The following is a 15,505-nucleotide window of genomic DNA, read 5'->3' as shown; positions in this document are numbered from 1 at the left end:
CGCGGGCCGTCCGCAGCACCGCCGGCGCCCGCCGCAGCACCCCGTCGAGCGCGGTCCGCCGCTCGGCCACCGCGCCGAGCGCCCGCGCCGTCGCGGAGACGGCCCGCCGCAGGTCCTCGCGACGGGCGGCGATCACGCCGGCCGCGTCGCCGGCGCGGATGATCAGCCGCTCGACGTCGTCGCCGTCGGCCTCCAGCTCGCCGAACAGCCGAGCCGTCTCGCCCAGCGCGGGGTCGAGCCGCGCGAGCATCCGGTTGAACGAGGCCGCGCCCGATCCGGCGTAGATCCGGGACGCGCCGCGGATCAGCCCGCGGACGTCGTGGCGGGCGGGCGCGTCGAGCCGGTCGAGGATCGCGTCGAGGTCGACGATCCCGCGGGTCTGGGCCAGCGGCAGGGTGCCGCCGTCGGCGATCGCCGGGGCCCGCGACGAGCCGGGGGTCAGGTCGACGAAGCGGCTGGCGACGCCGGCCTGGCCGACGGCCCGGATCGCCGCCCGCGCGTCGCGCCGCAGCGGCCGCGCGAGCCGGTCGCTCAGCGACAGCTCGGCGTCGGCGGTGCCGTCGGCGGCCAGCGTCAGCCGGGTGACGGTGCCGACCCGGCGACCGGCCACCTGGACGGTCGCGCCCTCGACCATCTGGCCGGCGTTGGCGAACCGCGCGTGGACCCGATAGCCGTCGTCGCCGCCGGCGACCAGCAGCGCCACGGCCGCGACCACCGCCGCCAGCAGCGCGACGGCGACCCCGCGGCGGGTCCGCCGGCGTGCCGCGCGCCGCGCGACCGGCGCGGGTGCTCCCGCGCGCGGCGTCCGCTCCTGCCCACCGGCCACCGCTCAGCCGCCGATCGGGAGCCGAGGCATCCCGCCCCAGAAGAGCTGGGAGCCGAGGATGCCGATCACGTGGACGCCGATCAGGTTGACGACCATCGCCCGCGCGGTCGCCCGGCCGACGTCGACCGGCCCGCCGCGGACGCGGTAGCCGTAGTAGCAGCCGACGAGGACCACGAAGGTCGCCATCGTCATGCCCTTGATCCCGGAGAAGAGGTAGTCCTGCGGGCTCTGGAACTTCCAGAACAGCTCCAGGTAGCCGCCGGCCGAGACCTGCCCGACCTGCATCACGACCGCGACGAACGAGCCGACGTAGGAGACCACGATCGCGATCGCGTAGACGAACGGCAGGATCAGCCAGGTGCCGAGCAGCCGCGTCGAGCAGAGGAAGAGCACCGAATCCAGGCCCATCACCTCGAGCGCGTCGACCTCCTCGGCGATCTGCATCGTCCCGATCTCCGCCACGTAGCCGGTCGAGACCTTCGCGGCCATCATGTAGCCGAAGGCGTACGGGGCGATCTCGCGCAGGTCGGCGATCGCCGCGAACGCCCCGGCCACCGACGGCGCGCCGACGATCTTCGAGGCGTAGGCGCCCTCGATCCCGATCGCCAACCCGAGCGCGAAGACCAGGCCGAGCACGATCAGGACCGAGCCGGTGATCAGCAGGCTCGCCTGCCGCAGGACCTCGACCAGGTAGCGGCGGATCCGCGAGCTGAGCGCGCCGCTGGCGACCCGCCAGGCGAACTCGGCGCCGTCGCCGAGCGCGTCGAGCCCGTCGCGGACCTCGCGCGCGCGGCGGCCGGCGGCCCGGACCGCCATCAGCGAACCTCCGAGAGGATCGGGTTGGTCGCCAGCAGCAGCTGGGTGAAGACGTAGTTGATCGCGCCGGTCGCGAGGAACGCCACGACCACCGACTGGTTGACCGCCCGCCCGACGCCGGCCGCGCCGCCGGAGGCGTTGATCCCCTTGTAGCAGCAGACGATCGCGATCATCACCCCGTAGATCGCGCACTTCACGAACGAGGCGGCCAGTTCCAGCGTCGTCGCGCTGCTGAAGAAGGTCGAGAAGAAGGGGCCGACCGGAGCGTGGTTCTGGACCACCACCAGCACCGCGCCGAGGACGCCCGCCAGCAGCGCGAAGACGTCGAAGAGCACGCAGACGATCACGATCGCGAACAGCCGCGGGACGACCAGCGCCCGCACGGTGTCGATCCCGAGCACCTCGAGCGCGTCGATCTCCTCGCGCACGCGGCGGGCGCCGAGGTCGGCGCAAATCGCGGTGCCGGCCACTCCGGCGACCACGATCGCCGTCACCAGCGGCGCGAACTCGCGGATCACGACGATCACGTAGACCCCGCCGAGCCGGTCGAGCGCGCCGAACAGGCCGAGGAAGTTGGAGGCCTGGATGCCGGCCGGGCCGAACGAGAGCGCGAAGGCGGTCAGGACCAGCGGGAAGAGCGAGATCCGGAGCGCGAACCGCAACTGCTCGACCAGCTCGGGCCCGTAGTCGTACGGCGGGCGGAAGCCGCGCCAGAACGCCTGACCGGCCAGCTGGAGCATCCCGCCGGCCTGCAGCGTCGCCCCGGCCAGCCGCCCGTCGAGCCACGCCCGGCGGGGCGCCGGACGGGTGCTCGCCGGTGGTCGCCCGGCCCCGTTGTCGATCGTTCGATCCACGTCGCTCTCCCGCTCGCGGCCGCCACCGGGCTCGCGAGCGGCGCCACTCTGACAGAGCGATTTCCAGATGTCAAGAAAGGCTCTTGTCAGATTCGGGTCGTCTCTGCGACCATGGCTCCGTGTCCGCCGCCGGCCAACGCGTCTACAACGGCCTGACCGCCGACGAGCGCCAGGCGCAGCGCCGCACGCGACTGCTGAAGGCGGCCCGCGCGCTGCTCGCCGACGGCGACGCGAAGGGCCTGACCGTGACCGGGGTCTGCCAGGCCGCGAAGCTCAGCGAGCGCTACTTCTACGAGAGCTTCGCCAACCGCGAGGCCCTGATCGACGCGCTCTTCGAGGACGTGGTCGCGGTCGCCACCGGCGTGCTGGAGGAGGCCGCGGCCCGCGGAGCCTCGCGCGAGGCCCGGGCCCGCGGCCTGATCGAGGGACTGATCGACCTGATGCTGTCGGAGCCACGACTGAGCGTGCTCGCCACCGAGAGCCAGTCGAGCGAAGTCATCACCCGCGGCCGAGCCGTGACCGCCCGCGCCCTCGGCCAGGAGATCTCCGCCCGGGCGACGCTCTTCTGGCCAACCGCGGGCGACCCCGCATCCACGGACCTCGCCGGCGAGCTGGTGATCAGCGCCGTCGCCGACGTGCTCGCCGCCTGGCATGTCGGCCACCTGCAGTGGCCACGCGACGAGGTCGTCGCGCGCGCGACGAGGTTCTTCCTCGCGGCCGGCGACGCCCTGGGCGGCGAGCTGCCGTCCGCCTGAGCGGCGACGACGCTCGCCCAGACACCAGCGGACTGGTCGCCTACGTGGACCTCGCGACCTGGCCGTAGCGGCAGAGCGATCTCGACCGGAGCCCGCCGCTCGACGCCGCCGATCACCGACGACGTTGATCGCTCGCCATCGTCAGAGGTGGCTTCGGCTCAGTTGGTGGTGTCGTGTCGGGTGGTCGGGATCTCGTCGTACTCGTCGTAGACCGCGGCCGTCACCCGACGGTCGAGGACGATCGCGGCGAGGAACAGCGTGACCACCGACAGCAGCGCGATCATCAGCAACGGCCGCCCGACGCCGTCGGCGAAGAACGAGCCCTCCAGGCCGGTCGCGGTCCGCAACTCGCTCGAGATCCCCGCCCCCAGGTCGAGCGATCCGCCGATCCCCGACAGCGCCCAACGCGACAAGGTCATGTCGGACAGCAACCGCACCGGGTCGATCATCTGCGACGGCGGGATCAGCGCCCCGGCCAGCAGGAACTGCGGGATCACCACCAACGGCAGCGCCGTCGTCGCCTGACCGGGGTTGCGGACCGCCGCCGACACCAGCAGCCCGATCGCGGCGCTCCCCCAGCCCGCCACGACGCAGACCGCCAGCACGCCGAGGTACTGACTGGCCGGCCCGTCAGGCGGCTGCAGGACCGCGACCGCGATCACCAGCAGCAGGATCTGGAACGCGATCAACGGGAACAGGACCACGCACTTCGACAGCAGATAGGAGTCCAGCCGCACTCCGACCGCGACCTCGCGATAGAGCGCGTCGCGCTCACGCGCGATCTCGCGACAGGCCGTGATCAGCCCCAGCCAGACCGCGCCGACGACCAGCATGAACGCCAGCAGCACCCCGTAGAACGGGCCCAGCACCGCATCGGAGAGGATCCGGCTGGGCACCGTCAAGCCGATCGCGATCCCGATCAACGGCGCCTGCCCGATCATCAACGCCAGCGACCGCGGATCCCGCGCCAGGCACAGCGCATAGCGCGACGCGAGCGTCCGAACCTGAGCGCTCGCCGGCGGCAGCCCGCGACGCCGGACCGGCGCGTCCGGACTCTCGGCCGACACCGCCCGCAACGGGCCCGGGGCCTCGGTCAGCGGCTGCGCGACCGCCGTGTAGACCTCGTCGATCGAGCTCGCGCCGAAGTGCCGCAGCACCTCGTCGTGACTGCCGGAGAAGACGACCCGACCACCCGGCCCCATCACCGCGATCCGATCGCAGAGGGTCAGGCTGCCGGTCGCGTGCGTCGACGCCAGGATCGCCAGCCCACGATCGGCAAGCTCGCGCAGCAGCAGCATCAACCGCCGCTCCAGCCCCGGATCCAGCCCCGTCGTCGGCTCGTCGAGGACCAGCACCGACGGCCGCCCGACCAGCTCCGTGCCACACGCCACCCGACGACGCTCGCCATCCGACAGCGACCGCACCTGATGATCGCCACGCGCGGTCATGTGCAGCTCGTCGAGGACCTCCTCCACCCGCGCCGCGCGCTCGGCCGCCGGGACGTCGTGAACCCGCAACGCAGCGGCATAGGCCAGCGCCTCGCGCACCGTCAGCTGCGGATGGACCAGATCACCGGTCGGGACGTAGCCGACCGCATCCGTGCAGCTCCAGATCGGCTCCTCACCAACGCTCACCGACCCGCTGCTCGGCGCGTTGACGCCCGCCAACACCCGCAACAGCGTCGACTTGCCCGAGCCACTGGCCCCGATCACCGCACACAACTCGCCCGGCCGCACCTCCAGATCGACGTCGCGCACCAACACCGTCCCGCGCGCCTGGACGCCGACGGCACGACCACGCAACGCCCGACCCGTCACGGCCAACGACGCACGACCCTCATCGATCAACGGCGAAGAACCCATCGCCACCCATCATCGCGCGTCGTCATTCTCCGCGACTCCGCCGACGCGCCCTGCGTCGCCCCGAGCCCCACCACGACCGTACCCGCAGCCGACAACCCCACCAGCACCCTACGCGCCATACCGTCCCCCTCCTCAGCCGATCTCTCTCAGGGCGTCGATCGGCGCTCGGCGCCGGCCCCTCTCTCCCAACGCCACCGTAGGTCGGCGGCGCGCAGCGCGCATCTGCCCGAGGGAGCGTTGCCGTCCCCCGTTCGAGCGAGCCGGCGGGCTCATCCGGCCGCCAGCAGCGCGTGGCACGACCACAGCGCCTCGTCGACGGTGATCGCTGCGACGCCCGGAGGACGGATGGCGAAGAAGACCGCACGCTCGGTGCGGCGGCCGACGGCGACCTCGGCTCGCGGCGGTCGGCAGAGGTCGGCCAGCGCCCGCCGCTCGTCCGCCACCACCAGGCGACCCGGTGGCAGCGGCCGGCCCGGATCGGTCGGGTCCGGGATCTCGCCGCTGAGGCTGCAGCGGATCCCGAGCGTGCCGTCAACCGCGTCGGCGTCGAGCGCCCAGACCGGCACCCCGGTCTCGACCAGGGCGATCAGCAGTGCGTCGTCCGGCAGGCCGCCGGGGCGGAAGCCACCGCGGGCCAGCCGCTCGATGCACGCCGCCTCGTACGGCGAACGGTCGTGGTCCGGGTCGCGACCCAACGCCCGGAAGAGGGCGCGGAAGGCGGCCGGCACCGTCATCTGATGCATGTGCAGGACGTCGCGGCCGTCGATCGCGGTCGAGAGCTGGCGCAGGTGGTCCTTCGCCCACCGGGGACTGCGCGCGGCCACGGGGCACGGGCCCTCGAAGCTGGCCAGCCCGAGACCGGGAAGCTCCTCGGCGACGTCGGGCGCGATCCAGCCGCTGTCGGCCCGCGGCGCCGCCGGCATCGGCGACGACTGTCCGGGCGGTCGCGTCACCGCGCTCACGTCGTCTCGGCCAGGTTGACCATCCCGAGCCCCGCCATCGCCACCGCATCGTCCGAGCCGGCAGCGCGCAGCATCGACGTCGCGAAGACCTCGCTGCCGATCGTCACGGCCAGCAGCAGCCACATCATCGAAGGGCTCGCACGATCACGGCGATGGCATCGGGGGCGAACCGACGCTCGGCGCAGCCGAACGGAGACCGACGCCGGGGACGGCACGCGGGGAAGCACCCCGGCATCGGTCTCGTTCGCAGCGGGAGGACCCGCCGGCGCCGGCCGACGGGCTCAGTCCATCCCGAGCGGGCCCTCGGTCCGACGATTGAGGAACTGGCGGACGAATGGGTTCTCCGACGCGAACATCTCCTCGCGCCCGCCCGCTTGGACGATCCGTCCCTTCCAGAGCACGCTGATGTACTGCCCGATCTGGTGCAGCGACGCGATGTCGTGCGTGACCACGACGTAGGTCCCGCCGTGCTGGGCATGCATCTTCACGATCAGGTCGCAGAGCAGCGCGGTGCGGACCGGATCGAGACCGGAATCCGGCTCGTCGAAGACGACGATCTCCGGCTCGGTCACCAGCGCGCGGGCGAACCCGGCGCGCTTGCGCATGCCGCCCGACAACTCGCTCGGCATCAGCTCGCCGGCGTGGCCCATCCCGACTTCGGACAGCCGCTGGTGGACGACATCGGCGATCCGGTCCTCCGGCATGTCGGTGTTCTGCCGCAGCGGGAAGGCGACGTTGTCGAAGATGTTCATCGACCCGAACAGCGCGCCGTCCTGGAACAGGATCCCGAACTTCTGGCGCATCTCCAGCAGCTGCGAGGTCGTCAGGTGCGGGACCGACTGGCCGTGGACGATGATGTCGCCGTAGTCGGGGAAGAGCAGGCCGATCAGGTGCTTGATCAGGACGCTCTTGCCGGTGCCCGACGGGCCCAGCACGATCGTGATCATGCCCTCGGGGATGCCGAGGTTCAGCCCGTTGAGGATCGGCTGGCGGCCGAAGCTCTTGTAGACGTCGATGCACTCGATCGACCAGAACTCGCCGGGGTGCTTCTCGCGGAAGCTGGTCTGCCCCTCGTGCAGGCTGTACTCGTGGGCGCGGTCGAGCAGCTCCTTGGTCTCGGCGTCGGCAGCGATGCCGTCGCCGGTATCGAACCCGTCCTCGCCGCCGGCCCTCCGGTGGAGCAGCCCCCGTCCCGACATCGCTTCTCTCCTTGCCGTGCAGCGCACCGCACGAGGCGGCTCGCGGAGTCGGACCGACCGGCTCCCACACTGCCAGACGATCGTACGGTCGGCCCTCCGCGAAGTGGATGCCCAAGGGGGTGGATATCCATCCTCCCTGGGAGGGGGAGCACCCCGTGCGGATGCCGTGCCGGGCGTAGAGTCGGGCCGTGGATCCGCTCTTCGTCTTCGTCCAGTTCGAGTTCACCCACGGGCTCGGACCGACGCCCGGGCGCTACGTCGCCGCACCCCTCCGCGGGCTGCGGACGGCCGACGGCGACGACGGCCGACCGCAGCCGGCGCGCGAGCGACACCGCACCACCGGCACGCTCCTGACCACCGGCGAGGCAGACGTGCTGGTGATCGCGGTCGTCGGCGCCCGCACGACCGGGTTCAAGCTCCGCCGCCGCGCGCGCCCGGCGGTCGCCGAGGCCGCTGGCGAGCCGGTGCCGGTGGCCCTCGCCAGCTTCGTCGAGGGCAGCGCGCCGCTGACGGGCAAGCAGGCCGCCCGCGAGCGGCTCGACGAGATCGTCGGAGACGAGGGGCTCCAGCAGCGTTGGGTCGAGGAGGGGCTGGAGGTCCTCAACCGGGCGATACGCGCCCACCGCGCCGGCGCTGGCGATCCCTACGTCAGCGAGGTGACGCGACGCGACGCCCGCGCGGTCCGGATCGGCTACGGCACCACCAGCCAGGTCGCCGACGGCGGCTGGACCGAGGCCGTCGAGTTGCCGGCCCCCTCCGGCGGGCGCCAGCGACGGGCGGCCGCGCTGGCCCCGTCGCAGGCCGTCGCCGACGCGCTGACGGGGCGCCAGGCAGTGCTGGAGGCCGAGGACCTGCTGCTGCGCACGCACCTGGACCTGGACCACGGTCGCAGCCGCGGCGCCGCGCTCCAGGCAGCCGCGGCGCTGCGCCTGCTGCGGGCCGAGCTGGCGCCGCGCGACGACGAGGCCCTGTCCGCCGCGGTCGCGACGACGGCCGCGCTGGCCGACGTCGCGCTGGAGCGGCCGCTCGGCGACGACGAGCTCGAGCAGCTGGAGGGCGCGCTCGTCAGCGGCGTCCGCCTGCTCGAGGCGCGTCGCCACGAGCAGGCCCGCCGGTAGCGCGGCCTCAGCCGTCGCTGAGGACCATGTCGTAGGCGCGTGCTTCCCGTCGCTGCGACAGATCGACGTGGATGTGCTTGACCTCGCTGTACTCGTTGAGCGCGTCGGGGCCCAGCTCACGGCCGAGGCCGCTCTGCTTGTAGCCGCCGAACGGCAACTCCGGGGTCACCATGTGGACGTCGTTGACCCAGACGGTGCCGGCCTCGAGCTTGGCCGCGACCTCGAGCGCTCGCTCGTAGTCGCCGCTCCAGACCGCGGCCGAGAGGCCGTAGATCGAGTCGTTGGCGATCGCCACGCCCTCGGCCGGGTCGCCGCTGTATCTGATCACCGTCAGGACCGGGCCGAAGATCTCCTCGCGCGCGATCCGCATGTCGTTGGTGACGTCGGTGAAGACGGTCGGCTGGACCCAGAAGCCCTTCTCGAAGCCAGGGCCCTCGGGCACGCCGCCGCCGGTCGCCACCGTCGCGCCCTCGTCGCGGCCGATCTGCAGGTAGCTGAGGATCCGCTCGTGCTGCTCGGCCGAGATCACCGGGCCGAGGTCGGTGTCGTAGTCGGCCGGGTCGCCGAGCTTGATCGTGGCGGCCCGCGCGACGATCCGCGCGACCAGCTCGTCGTGGATCGAGTCCGGCACGATCAGGCGGGTGATCGACTCGCACATCTGGCCGCTGTAGAGGCAGCAGCCGAACAGCGCGGCGTCGGCCACGGTCTCCAGGTCGGCGTCGTCGAGCACGACGGCCGCGCCCTTCCCGCCCAGCTCCAGCGAGACCTTCTTGACCGTCTGCGAGGCCAGCCGCATGATCTCGCGCCCGACCGCGGTCGAGCCGGTGAAGGCGACCTTGCCGACGTCCGGGTGCGAGGCCAGCCGCGCGCCGACGTCCTCGCCGTCGCCGGTGATCACGTTCAGGACCCCGGCCGGCAGCCCGGCCTCGTGCGCGATCCGGGCGAAGGCCAGGGTCGACAGCGGCGTCTTCTCGTCGGTCTTGATCACCACCGTGTTGCCCGCGGCGAGCGCCGGTCCGATCTTCCACAGGCTGAGGACCAGGGGGAAGTTCCAGGGCAGGATCCCAGCGCAGACGCCGATCGGCTCGCGTCGCAGGATGTTGTGGGAGATCGTCGGATAGGGCGCCGTCGCGATCCCCCGCTCGACCTCGTGCTTGGCGGCGAGCTCGGCGAAGTAGGTCATGTGCGGGGCGGCGAGCCCGATGTGGAAGCCGCCGGCTTGGCGGACCGTCGCGCCGTTGGCGGCGATCTCCAGCTCGATCAGCTCCTCCAGGTTCTCCGAGACGCCCTCGGCGATCCGCAGCATCACCGCGCGCCGCTCGTCACCGGTCAGCCCCGACCAGCAGCCGCTCCGGAACGCGGCCCGAGCGGCTGCGACGGCGGCGTCGACGTCGTCGGCGCCGCCCTTCGCGACCGTCGCGACGAGCTCCTCGTTGGCGGGGTTGCGAATCTCGTACGCGTCGGCGGCGTCGCGCCACTCGCCGCCGATGAACATCTTGTGGTGCTGGACGCCCACGGTCGCCATGCTCGTCTCCCGGATCGGTGGTCGCCGCGGCCGCGCGAGAGAGCGCGACGCGGCGGATCGCTCCGATTCTCGTCAGCGATCGACGGCACGCCATCTCACCGCCGAAGGGTTCGTGCCCCCCGTTGGGGCAGCACTCAGGCGGTGGCCCACTCGATCGGCCCGGCCACCAGCACATGGCTGCCGAGCGGCCGGCCGAGCACCCGCTGGACGTCACGGGTGGCGTCGAGCAGTGCCGGCAGCGAGACCCCGGTCTCGATCCCCATCTCGTGCAGCATCGAGACGAGGTCCTCGCTGGCGATGTTGCCGGTCGCCCCCGCCGGCACCGGGCAGCCGCCCAGCTCGCCGAAGCTCGACTCGAACGACGTGCAGCCCGCCTCCAGCGCCGCGAGCACGTTGGCCAGCCCCTGCCCGCGCGTGTTGTGGAAGTGCGCGGTCAGCTCCACGTTCGGCAGCGCCTGCCGCGCGGCCGCGAAGAAGGCGCGGACCTGCAGCGGGTTGGCCATCCCGGTCGTGTCGCCGAAGCCGACCTCGTCGGCCCCGGCGGCGGCCAGCCGCCCCGCGATCTCCAGGGTCCGCTCGCCCGGGACCACGCCCTCGTAGGGGCAGCCGAACGCGGTCGCCACCACGGCCTGGCAACGCAGCCCGGCGGCGTGGACCTGCGGCAGCATCCGCTCGATCGCGGCCAGCGAGTCGTCGACCGCGCTGTTGACGTTGCGGCGGTTGTGGGTCTCGCTGGCGCTGAGGAACAGGCAGATCTCGTGGAACCGGTCGCGCAGCTCCAGCGCTCGATCGAGCCCCCGCTGGTTGGGAACCAGGACGCTCAGGTGGACGTCGTCGGGGACGTCGATCGCCTGCAGCACAGCGACGCCGTCGTCCAGCTGCGGCAGCACGTCGGGCCGCACGAAGCTGGCCACCTCGATCCGCTGCAGACCGGTCCGGGCGAGCGCCTCGATCAAGCGCACCTTGTCGGCGGTGGCGATCCGCTCGGGCTCGTTCTGGAAGCCGTCGCGAGGCCCGACCTCACGGATCGTGACGGCGGCGGGCAGGGTCGTGTCGGCAGGCACGTCGGCGCTCCCGGGACGGCGTGGCGAGGCAGCCGTCGGCTGCACGGGAGCAATCTGCCGGCTGGCCAACGGCCGCTCGTCCTCCCTGTGGAGGAGATCGCTCCCCCGCTCGCGGTCAGGGGCCGTTCGAGGCCCGTTCTGGCGGCCGACGCTGGGGTAGCATCGGCCATCGGGACTGGGAGGCCCGTGCGAGCGTCGGCGCGCCGCGCTCGCGAGCGTTACAGGAGGAGACGGGTTTTGACCTCGGCAGCAGCCACGCCTGCAGCACCGGACATCGACCTGCGGGTGCGAGAGCTCACCGCCGCCACTCGTGGCCTGGTCGCGGCCGATCCACCGGACCCGGACCCCGACTCCGCCCGTCAGCTGATCGCAACCCTGACGACCACCACCGAGCAGATCAGCGCCGAGTTCCTCGCCGGCCGCCTGCGCCCCGACCGCGCCGCCGACCTCTGCGAGCTGCTGGTCGAGGTCGGCGAGCTGCAGTCCGACCTGCGCGAGCACACGCTCGGGTTGCGCTTCCAGACCCTCCACCGGATCCACGAGGCGCTGGCCCGGATCCGCCAGGCCCCCAGCTCGGCGGCGCTGATCGAAGCCGCCCCCGCCGAGCTGTGCGCGGCCTGCGGCTTCGACCGAGCGCTGATCTCGCGCGTGCGCGGGTCGACCTGGGTGCCGGACGTGCTGCATATCGCCGCGGGCGAGGACAGCGAGGTCAACGGGGAGCTGAAGCAGTTCCTCGACGGGATCGAGATCCCGCTGACGACCTCGATGCTCGAGGCCGAGCTGGTCCGCCGTCGGGCACCAGCGCTGATCCACGACGCGCAGGGCGAGGCACGGACCTTCCGGCCGCTGATCGAGCTGTCCGAGACCCGTGCCTACGTCGTCGCGCCGATCGTCACCACCGGACCGGTCATCGGCTTCCTGCACGCCGACGCCTACTGGTCCGGGCGGCCGCTGACCAGCTACGACCGCGACAACCTGCAGACGTTCGCCGAGGGCTTCGGCCTGATCTTCGAGCGAGCGGTCCTGGTCGAGCGGCTGGCGATGCAGCGCGAGCGGATCGGCGCGGTCTTCTCGTCGACCGAGTCGATGATCGCCGAGCTCTGCGAGCAGCAGGTCCAGCTGGCCCGCGAGGAGGTCGGGACCGACGCCCCCCAGACGTCGCCGGCGGCGATGCTGACCGCGCCCGAAGCCCGGATCCACGGGATCCTGACCCCGCGCGAGCGCGAGGTCCTCGGCCTGCTCGCCAGCGGGGCCACCAACGTCCAGATCGCCGATCAGCTGGTCGTCTCGGAGAGCACCGTGAAATCGCACGTCAAGCACATCCTGCGCAAGCTGCGGGCGTCGAACCGCGCCGAAGCGGTCTCGCGCTACCTGCGCCTGGCCCGCAACCAGCACCCGGTGGCATGACCGCCGTCGACGAGGAGGTCCCGCGCGCGTTCCCGGCGCCGTCGCGCAGCCCCGGCTGGCGGCGCCGCGAGAGCGAGCTGGTCACGCGGGTCACCACGATGCACCAGGCGGTCTCCGAAGCCCTCGGCGAGGCGTTGGCGGTGTCGGGCGTCGATCGCGACCGTCCGGGGCGCTCGGCCGAGATCGTCTCCGCCCTGACCTGGATCTGCATCGAGCGGCTGCGGCTGACCGCCGAGGCCGACCACGAGACGACCGCACGGCTCTGCGGTCTGGTCGCCGAGCTGCAGCAGCTGGCGCTCGAGCTCTACGAGCACGAGCTGAGCCTGCGGACCCGGCGCCTGGTCGACTGCTCGGCCGGGCTCTCGCGGCTTCGGTCGCTGCCGACCTCGGCCGATCTGATCGATCAGGTCTGCGAGGAGCTGGTCCGTCGCTGTGGCTTCGGCCGGGTCGTCCTCTCGCGGGTCGAGAACGGCATCTGGAAGCCGTGGATGGGCTACTTCAGCGACGAGCAGGAGTTCGAGTCCTGGTTCACCGACTGGGTCAACCAGGCGATCCCGCTCGACGAGGACACGCTCGAGGCGCAACTGCTGCGCGAGCGGCGCCCCGGGATCGTCTACGACACCGAGACGGCGACCGTCCACCGGCCGATCATCGTCGACGCCGGCCGGTCGCGGTCCTACGTCGCGGCCCCGGTGATGCCGGGCGGCACCGTGGTCGGCTTCCTGCACGCCGACTACCATCCGTCCGCCCGCCGCGTCGACGACGTCGACCGCGACGTCCTGTGGGCGTTCGCCGAGGGCTTCGGCCAGATCTACGAGCGCAGCGTGCTGCTGGAGCGCCTGCGGGCCCAGCGCGACCACGTGCGCGAGACGCTGGCCTCGACCGAGCGGATGATGGACGAGCTGTGCGACTCCGGGATCGACCTGGCGCAGCACCCGGATCCGGGGACGATCGTCACCCGCAGCGCCGTCTCGGCGCTGTCCTCCGACGCCGACGCCCTCAGCGAGCTGACGGCCCGCGAGCGCGAGGTGCTCGAGCTGATGGTCGTCGGTGCGACCAACGGCGCGATCGCGGAGCAGCTGGTGATCACCGAGGGGACCGTCAAGTCCCACGTCAAGCACATCCTCCGCAAGCTCGGGGCGGTCAACCGCTCGCAGGCGATCGCGCGCTACCTCGGGATCGCCCAGATCGGCCAGGACTGACCGCCCCGGTCAGGCCCCGGCGGCGCCGCCGGCTTCCAGCTCGCCGACGGCGCCGCGCAGGATCGGCAGCACGCGCAGCAGCTTGCGGACGGCGCCCTCGAAGCGGACCTCGCCCGCCAGGATCGCCATCGGCAGGTGGGTGCCCTGGTCGAGCATCCCGTCGAGATCGGCGGCCGTCAGGTACAGCCGGACCGTCGGCTCCTCGTCGAGGATCGCGCCCACGACGACCCGCGGCGGTTCGCGGTCGAGCAGCAACGCGACCGTCGCGTCAGGGACGTCGGTGACCTCGATCAGGGCGCGGACATCGGCCTGCGCCAGCCGCTCGGCGGCCTCCGGGTGCGTCAGGCCCGCGGCGACGCGCCGGGCGAAGATCCCGATCGGCCCGTCGACGCCGACCGGCGCCTCGTCGACCGGCGCCCGTTCGTCGGGCGTGCTGCACTCGCTCTCCACTGCGTCGGCTGGGTGCGGCGCGCGTCGCGCGTCTCCGAGACGTACCCATGGCGACCCCCAGCCCAGACTGTCGGTGGTCGCCATGGAAGGAAGTCTCCGTCTCGGTTCCGGCCGTGGTCGCGTCTACGCGGCCACGACCTGCTCGTCGGTTGGTGCGGGCTCCGGCGCGGCCAGCAGGCCCAGCTCCGACCGCCCCAGCAGATCGTACGCCTGGTCGGTCGTCAGCGGGTGGAACGGTCCGGCGCGTGCGTCACGGTACAGGCGCTCGAGGACGTGCCCGCGGCGGAACGCCTGACCGCCGACCAGCCGCAGCGCGGCGTCGGTCGCGCGGATCGCGTTCTCGGTCGAGGTGACCTTCGCCACGTCGAGCCAGGCCGTGCGCGCGATCGGGTCCCACTCGGCGTCGCGACCCTCGATCAGGATCTTGCCGGTCGCCTCGAGCGTGCGGGCCGCGGCCTGGGTCTCGAGCAGCAGCTTGCCGAGGCCGTACTGGACGAACCCGACGCCCTTCAGCGCCACGTCCTTGCCCTCCATCGTGGCGCCGAGCGTCTTCTTCTTGAGAATCTCGCGGCACTCCGTGTAGGCCTTCTCGGCCAGGCCCTGATAGACGCCGGCGAAGCTCATCGACGCCCACTCGAACTCGCCGAAGAGGCCCTGGCGGAAGTTGCCGCCGTAGGAGTCGGCCGGCGCGGCGACGTCATCGAAGATCACGGTGTGGGTGCCGGTCGCCCGCATCCCCATCGTGTCCCAGGTCTCCTTGATCGAGATCCCGGGCGTGTCCATCGGGAGGATGAAGACCGACTCGCGCGAGGCGTGCTCCAGGAAGTCCTCGGGCAGCTCGCCATCCGCGTCGGTGACCGTCGCGTTGAAGGCGACGATGTCGGCGCCCTGGCAGAGCGTCGCCCAGGTCTTCTTGCCGTTGATCCGCCAGCCGCCCCGGCCGTCGGGGATCGCGACCGTGTCGGCCAGGCCGGAAAGCCCGGCGCGATCCTCGCTGAACGGGCCGCAGACGATCTTGCGCTCGTTCACGACCTGCGAGAAGACCCGCTCCTTGGCGGCGTCGTCGAGCAGCCCGCGGAAGATGCCGATCATCGTCTGGTGCATGTTGAACGCCAGCGCGGCCCCGGGGTCGCCCTTGGCGAGCTCCTTCGAGACGAGCGTCGTGGTCCAGATGTCGGCGCCGAGCCCGCCGTACTCCTTCGGCACGGCCAGCGCCGGGAGGTTCGCCTCCTTGTACAGCGGGACGAGCTCCTTCGGGAACCGGTTGTCGGCGTCCGCCTGCGGCCCGACCGCCGCGAACTCCTTGGCGAGCTCCCGCGCCCGCTCGATCACGTCGGCCTGCTCGGCCTCCGTCATCACCACGTCATGCTTGCCCATGCTCGATGTCACTCCCCGTGTGGACGTTGATGAACCGACCCTAGATCCGGCTCCACGGCCGGAAATCCCGCCTAGGGGGACTCTGCCC

The 15,505-nt window shown here is 72.4% G+C and carries 15 protein-coding genes; 4 read left to right on the top strand and 11 right to left on the bottom strand.

Annotation, left to right across the window (positions count from 1 at the left end; all coding sequences use genetic code 11):
- The 3 genes from PAI11_RS11570 to PAI11_RS11560 form a co-directional block, all read right to left on the bottom strand.
- A partial coding sequence (locus PAI11_RS11570) for an MlaD family protein (RefSeq protein ID WP_040599952.1) occupies window positions 1–826 on the bottom strand: 826 nt, incomplete at its 3' end.
- A 3-nt stretch (window positions 827–829) separates the two neighbouring features.
- Window positions 830–1,642, bottom strand: coding sequence for an MlaE family ABC transporter permease (locus PAI11_RS11565; RefSeq protein ID WP_007574763.1), 813 nt, complete (start codon window positions 1,640–1,642; stop codon window positions 830–832).
- Window positions 1,642–2,496, bottom strand: a complete 855-nt coding sequence (locus PAI11_RS11560) for an MlaE family ABC transporter permease (protein ID WP_007574761.1) — start codon at window positions 2,494–2,496, stop codon at window positions 1,642–1,644. Before PAI11_RS11560 ends, PAI11_RS11565 begins: the two co-directional genes overlap by 1 nt.
- A 119-nt stretch (window positions 2,497–2,615) precedes the next feature.
- Here PAI11_RS11560 and PAI11_RS24285 point away from each other — a divergent pair, with 119 nt between their 5' ends.
- A complete protein-coding gene (locus PAI11_RS24285; RefSeq protein ID WP_007574759.1) occupies window positions 2,616–3,251 on the top strand; it encodes a TetR/AcrR family transcriptional regulator in 636 nt (211 codons plus the stop codon).
- Between the two features lie 158 nt (window positions 3,252–3,409).
- Here PAI11_RS24285 and PAI11_RS11550 read toward each other — a convergent pair whose 3' ends face one another.
- The 4 genes from PAI11_RS11550 to PAI11_RS11540 form a co-directional block, all read right to left on the bottom strand.
- Window positions 3,410–5,113, bottom strand: a complete 1,704-nt coding sequence (locus PAI11_RS11550; RefSeq protein ID WP_081488379.1) for an ATP-binding cassette domain-containing protein — start codon at window positions 5,111–5,113, stop codon at window positions 3,410–3,412.
- Window positions 5,114–5,382: 269 nt separating this feature from the next.
- Window positions 5,383–6,036, bottom strand: a complete 654-nt coding sequence (locus PAI11_RS11545; protein WP_007574755.1) for a hypothetical protein — start codon at window positions 6,034–6,036, stop codon at window positions 5,383–5,385.
- A gap of 35 nt (window positions 6,037–6,071) precedes the next feature.
- Window positions 6,072–6,203: a hypothetical protein gene (locus PAI11_RS28310; RefSeq protein ID WP_007574752.1), complete on the bottom strand. Its 132-nt coding sequence runs from the start codon at window positions 6,201–6,203 to the stop codon at window positions 6,072–6,074.
- 153 nt (window positions 6,204–6,356) lie between these two features.
- Window positions 6,357–7,274 carry an ABC transporter ATP-binding protein gene (locus PAI11_RS11540; RefSeq protein ID WP_007574750.1) on the bottom strand — a complete coding sequence of 306 codons (918 nt, stop codon included), beginning with the start codon at window positions 7,272–7,274 and terminating at the stop codon, window positions 6,357–6,359.
- A gap of 188 nt (window positions 7,275–7,462) precedes the next feature.
- Between PAI11_RS11540 and PAI11_RS11535 the strand changes: the two genes are divergently transcribed.
- Window positions 7,463–8,392, top strand: a complete 930-nt coding sequence (locus tag PAI11_RS11535) for a hypothetical protein (protein ID WP_007574748.1) — start codon at window positions 7,463–7,465, stop codon at window positions 8,390–8,392.
- Window positions 8,393–8,399: 7 nt separating this feature from the next.
- Here PAI11_RS11535 and PAI11_RS11530 read toward each other — a convergent pair whose 3' ends face one another.
- Together PAI11_RS11530 and PAI11_RS11525 are read right to left on the bottom strand one after the other, a co-directional pair.
- Window positions 8,400–9,917 carry an aldehyde dehydrogenase family protein gene (locus tag PAI11_RS11530; protein ID WP_040599949.1) on the bottom strand — a complete coding sequence of 506 codons (1,518 nt, stop codon included), beginning with the start codon at window positions 9,915–9,917 and terminating at the stop codon, window positions 8,400–8,402.
- A gap of 134 nt (window positions 9,918–10,051) precedes the next feature.
- Window positions 10,052–10,981 carry a hydroxymethylglutaryl-CoA lyase gene (locus PAI11_RS11525; RefSeq protein ID WP_007574744.1) on the bottom strand — a complete coding sequence of 310 codons (930 nt, stop codon included), beginning with the start codon at window positions 10,979–10,981 and terminating at the stop codon, window positions 10,052–10,054.
- 237 nt (window positions 10,982–11,218) lie between these two features.
- On the opposite strand from PAI11_RS11525, the gene PAI11_RS11520 reads away from it, so the two are divergent.
- Window positions 11,219–12,388: a LuxR C-terminal-related transcriptional regulator gene (locus PAI11_RS11520; RefSeq protein ID WP_050897217.1), complete on the top strand. Its 1,170-nt coding sequence runs from the start codon at window positions 11,219–11,221 to the stop codon at window positions 12,386–12,388.
- Entirely contained in the window at window positions 12,385–13,590 is a 1,206-nt protein-coding gene (locus PAI11_RS28305; protein ID WP_040599948.1) for a helix-turn-helix transcriptional regulator, read from the top strand. Before PAI11_RS11520 ends, PAI11_RS28305 begins: the two co-directional genes overlap by 4 nt.
- A gap of 9 nt (window positions 13,591–13,599) precedes the next feature.
- On the opposite strand, the gene PAI11_RS26305 is transcribed toward PAI11_RS28305, so the two are convergent.
- Both PAI11_RS26305 and PAI11_RS11505 read right to left on the bottom strand, forming a co-directional pair.
- On the bottom strand, window positions 13,600–14,040 hold the full coding sequence (locus PAI11_RS26305; protein ID WP_007574742.1) for an SCP2 sterol-binding domain-containing protein: 441 nt from the start codon (window positions 14,038–14,040) through the stop codon (window positions 13,600–13,602).
- A gap of 123 nt (window positions 14,041–14,163) precedes the next feature.
- Window positions 14,164–15,417: an acyl-CoA dehydrogenase family protein gene (locus PAI11_RS11505; protein ID WP_040599947.1), complete on the bottom strand. Its 1,254-nt coding sequence runs from the start codon at window positions 15,415–15,417 to the stop codon at window positions 14,164–14,166.
- Window positions 15,418–15,505: the final 88 nt, after the last annotated feature.

Source organism: Patulibacter medicamentivorans, assembly GCF_000240225.1.
Classification (GTDB): Bacteria; Actinomycetota; Thermoleophilia; order Solirubrobacterales; family Solirubrobacteraceae; genus Patulibacter; species Patulibacter medicamentivorans.
The sequence above is the reverse complement of the archived record's forward strand: the minus strand, read 5'-3'. Positions and strand labels throughout refer to the sequence as shown.

Excerpts from the sequence above, each read along its gene's own strand:
- PAI11_RS11565 (WP_007574763.1), bottom strand. The coding sequence starts at position 1,642 with ATGGCGGTCCGGGCCGCCGGCCGCCGCGCGCGCGAGGTCCGCGACGGG.
- PAI11_RS11550 (WP_081488379.1), bottom strand. The coding sequence starts at position 5,113 with ATGGGTTCTTCGCCGTTGATCGATGAGGGTCGTGCGTCGTTGGCCGTG.
- PAI11_RS11545 (WP_007574755.1), bottom strand. The coding sequence starts at position 6,036 with ATGCCGGCGGCGCCGCGGGCCGACAGCGGCTGGATCGCGCCCGACGTC.
- PAI11_RS28310 (WP_007574752.1), bottom strand. The coding sequence starts at position 6,203 with ATGATGTGGCTGCTGCTGGCCGTGACGATCGGCAGCGAGGTCTTCGCG.
- PAI11_RS11540 (WP_007574750.1), bottom strand. The coding sequence starts at position 7,274 with ATGTCGGGACGGGGGCTGCTCCACCGGAGGGCCGGCGGCGAGGACGGG.
- PAI11_RS11530 (WP_040599949.1), bottom strand. The coding sequence starts at position 9,917 with ATGGCGACCGTGGGCGTCCAGCACCACAAGATGTTCATCGGCGGCGAG.
- PAI11_RS28305 (WP_040599948.1), top strand. The coding sequence starts at position 12,385 with ATGACCGCCGTCGACGAGGAGGTCCCGCGCGCGTTCCCGGCGCCGTCG.
- PAI11_RS11505 (WP_040599947.1), bottom strand. The coding sequence starts at position 15,417 with ATGGGCAAGCATGACGTGGTGATGACGGAGGCCGAGCAGGCCGACGTG.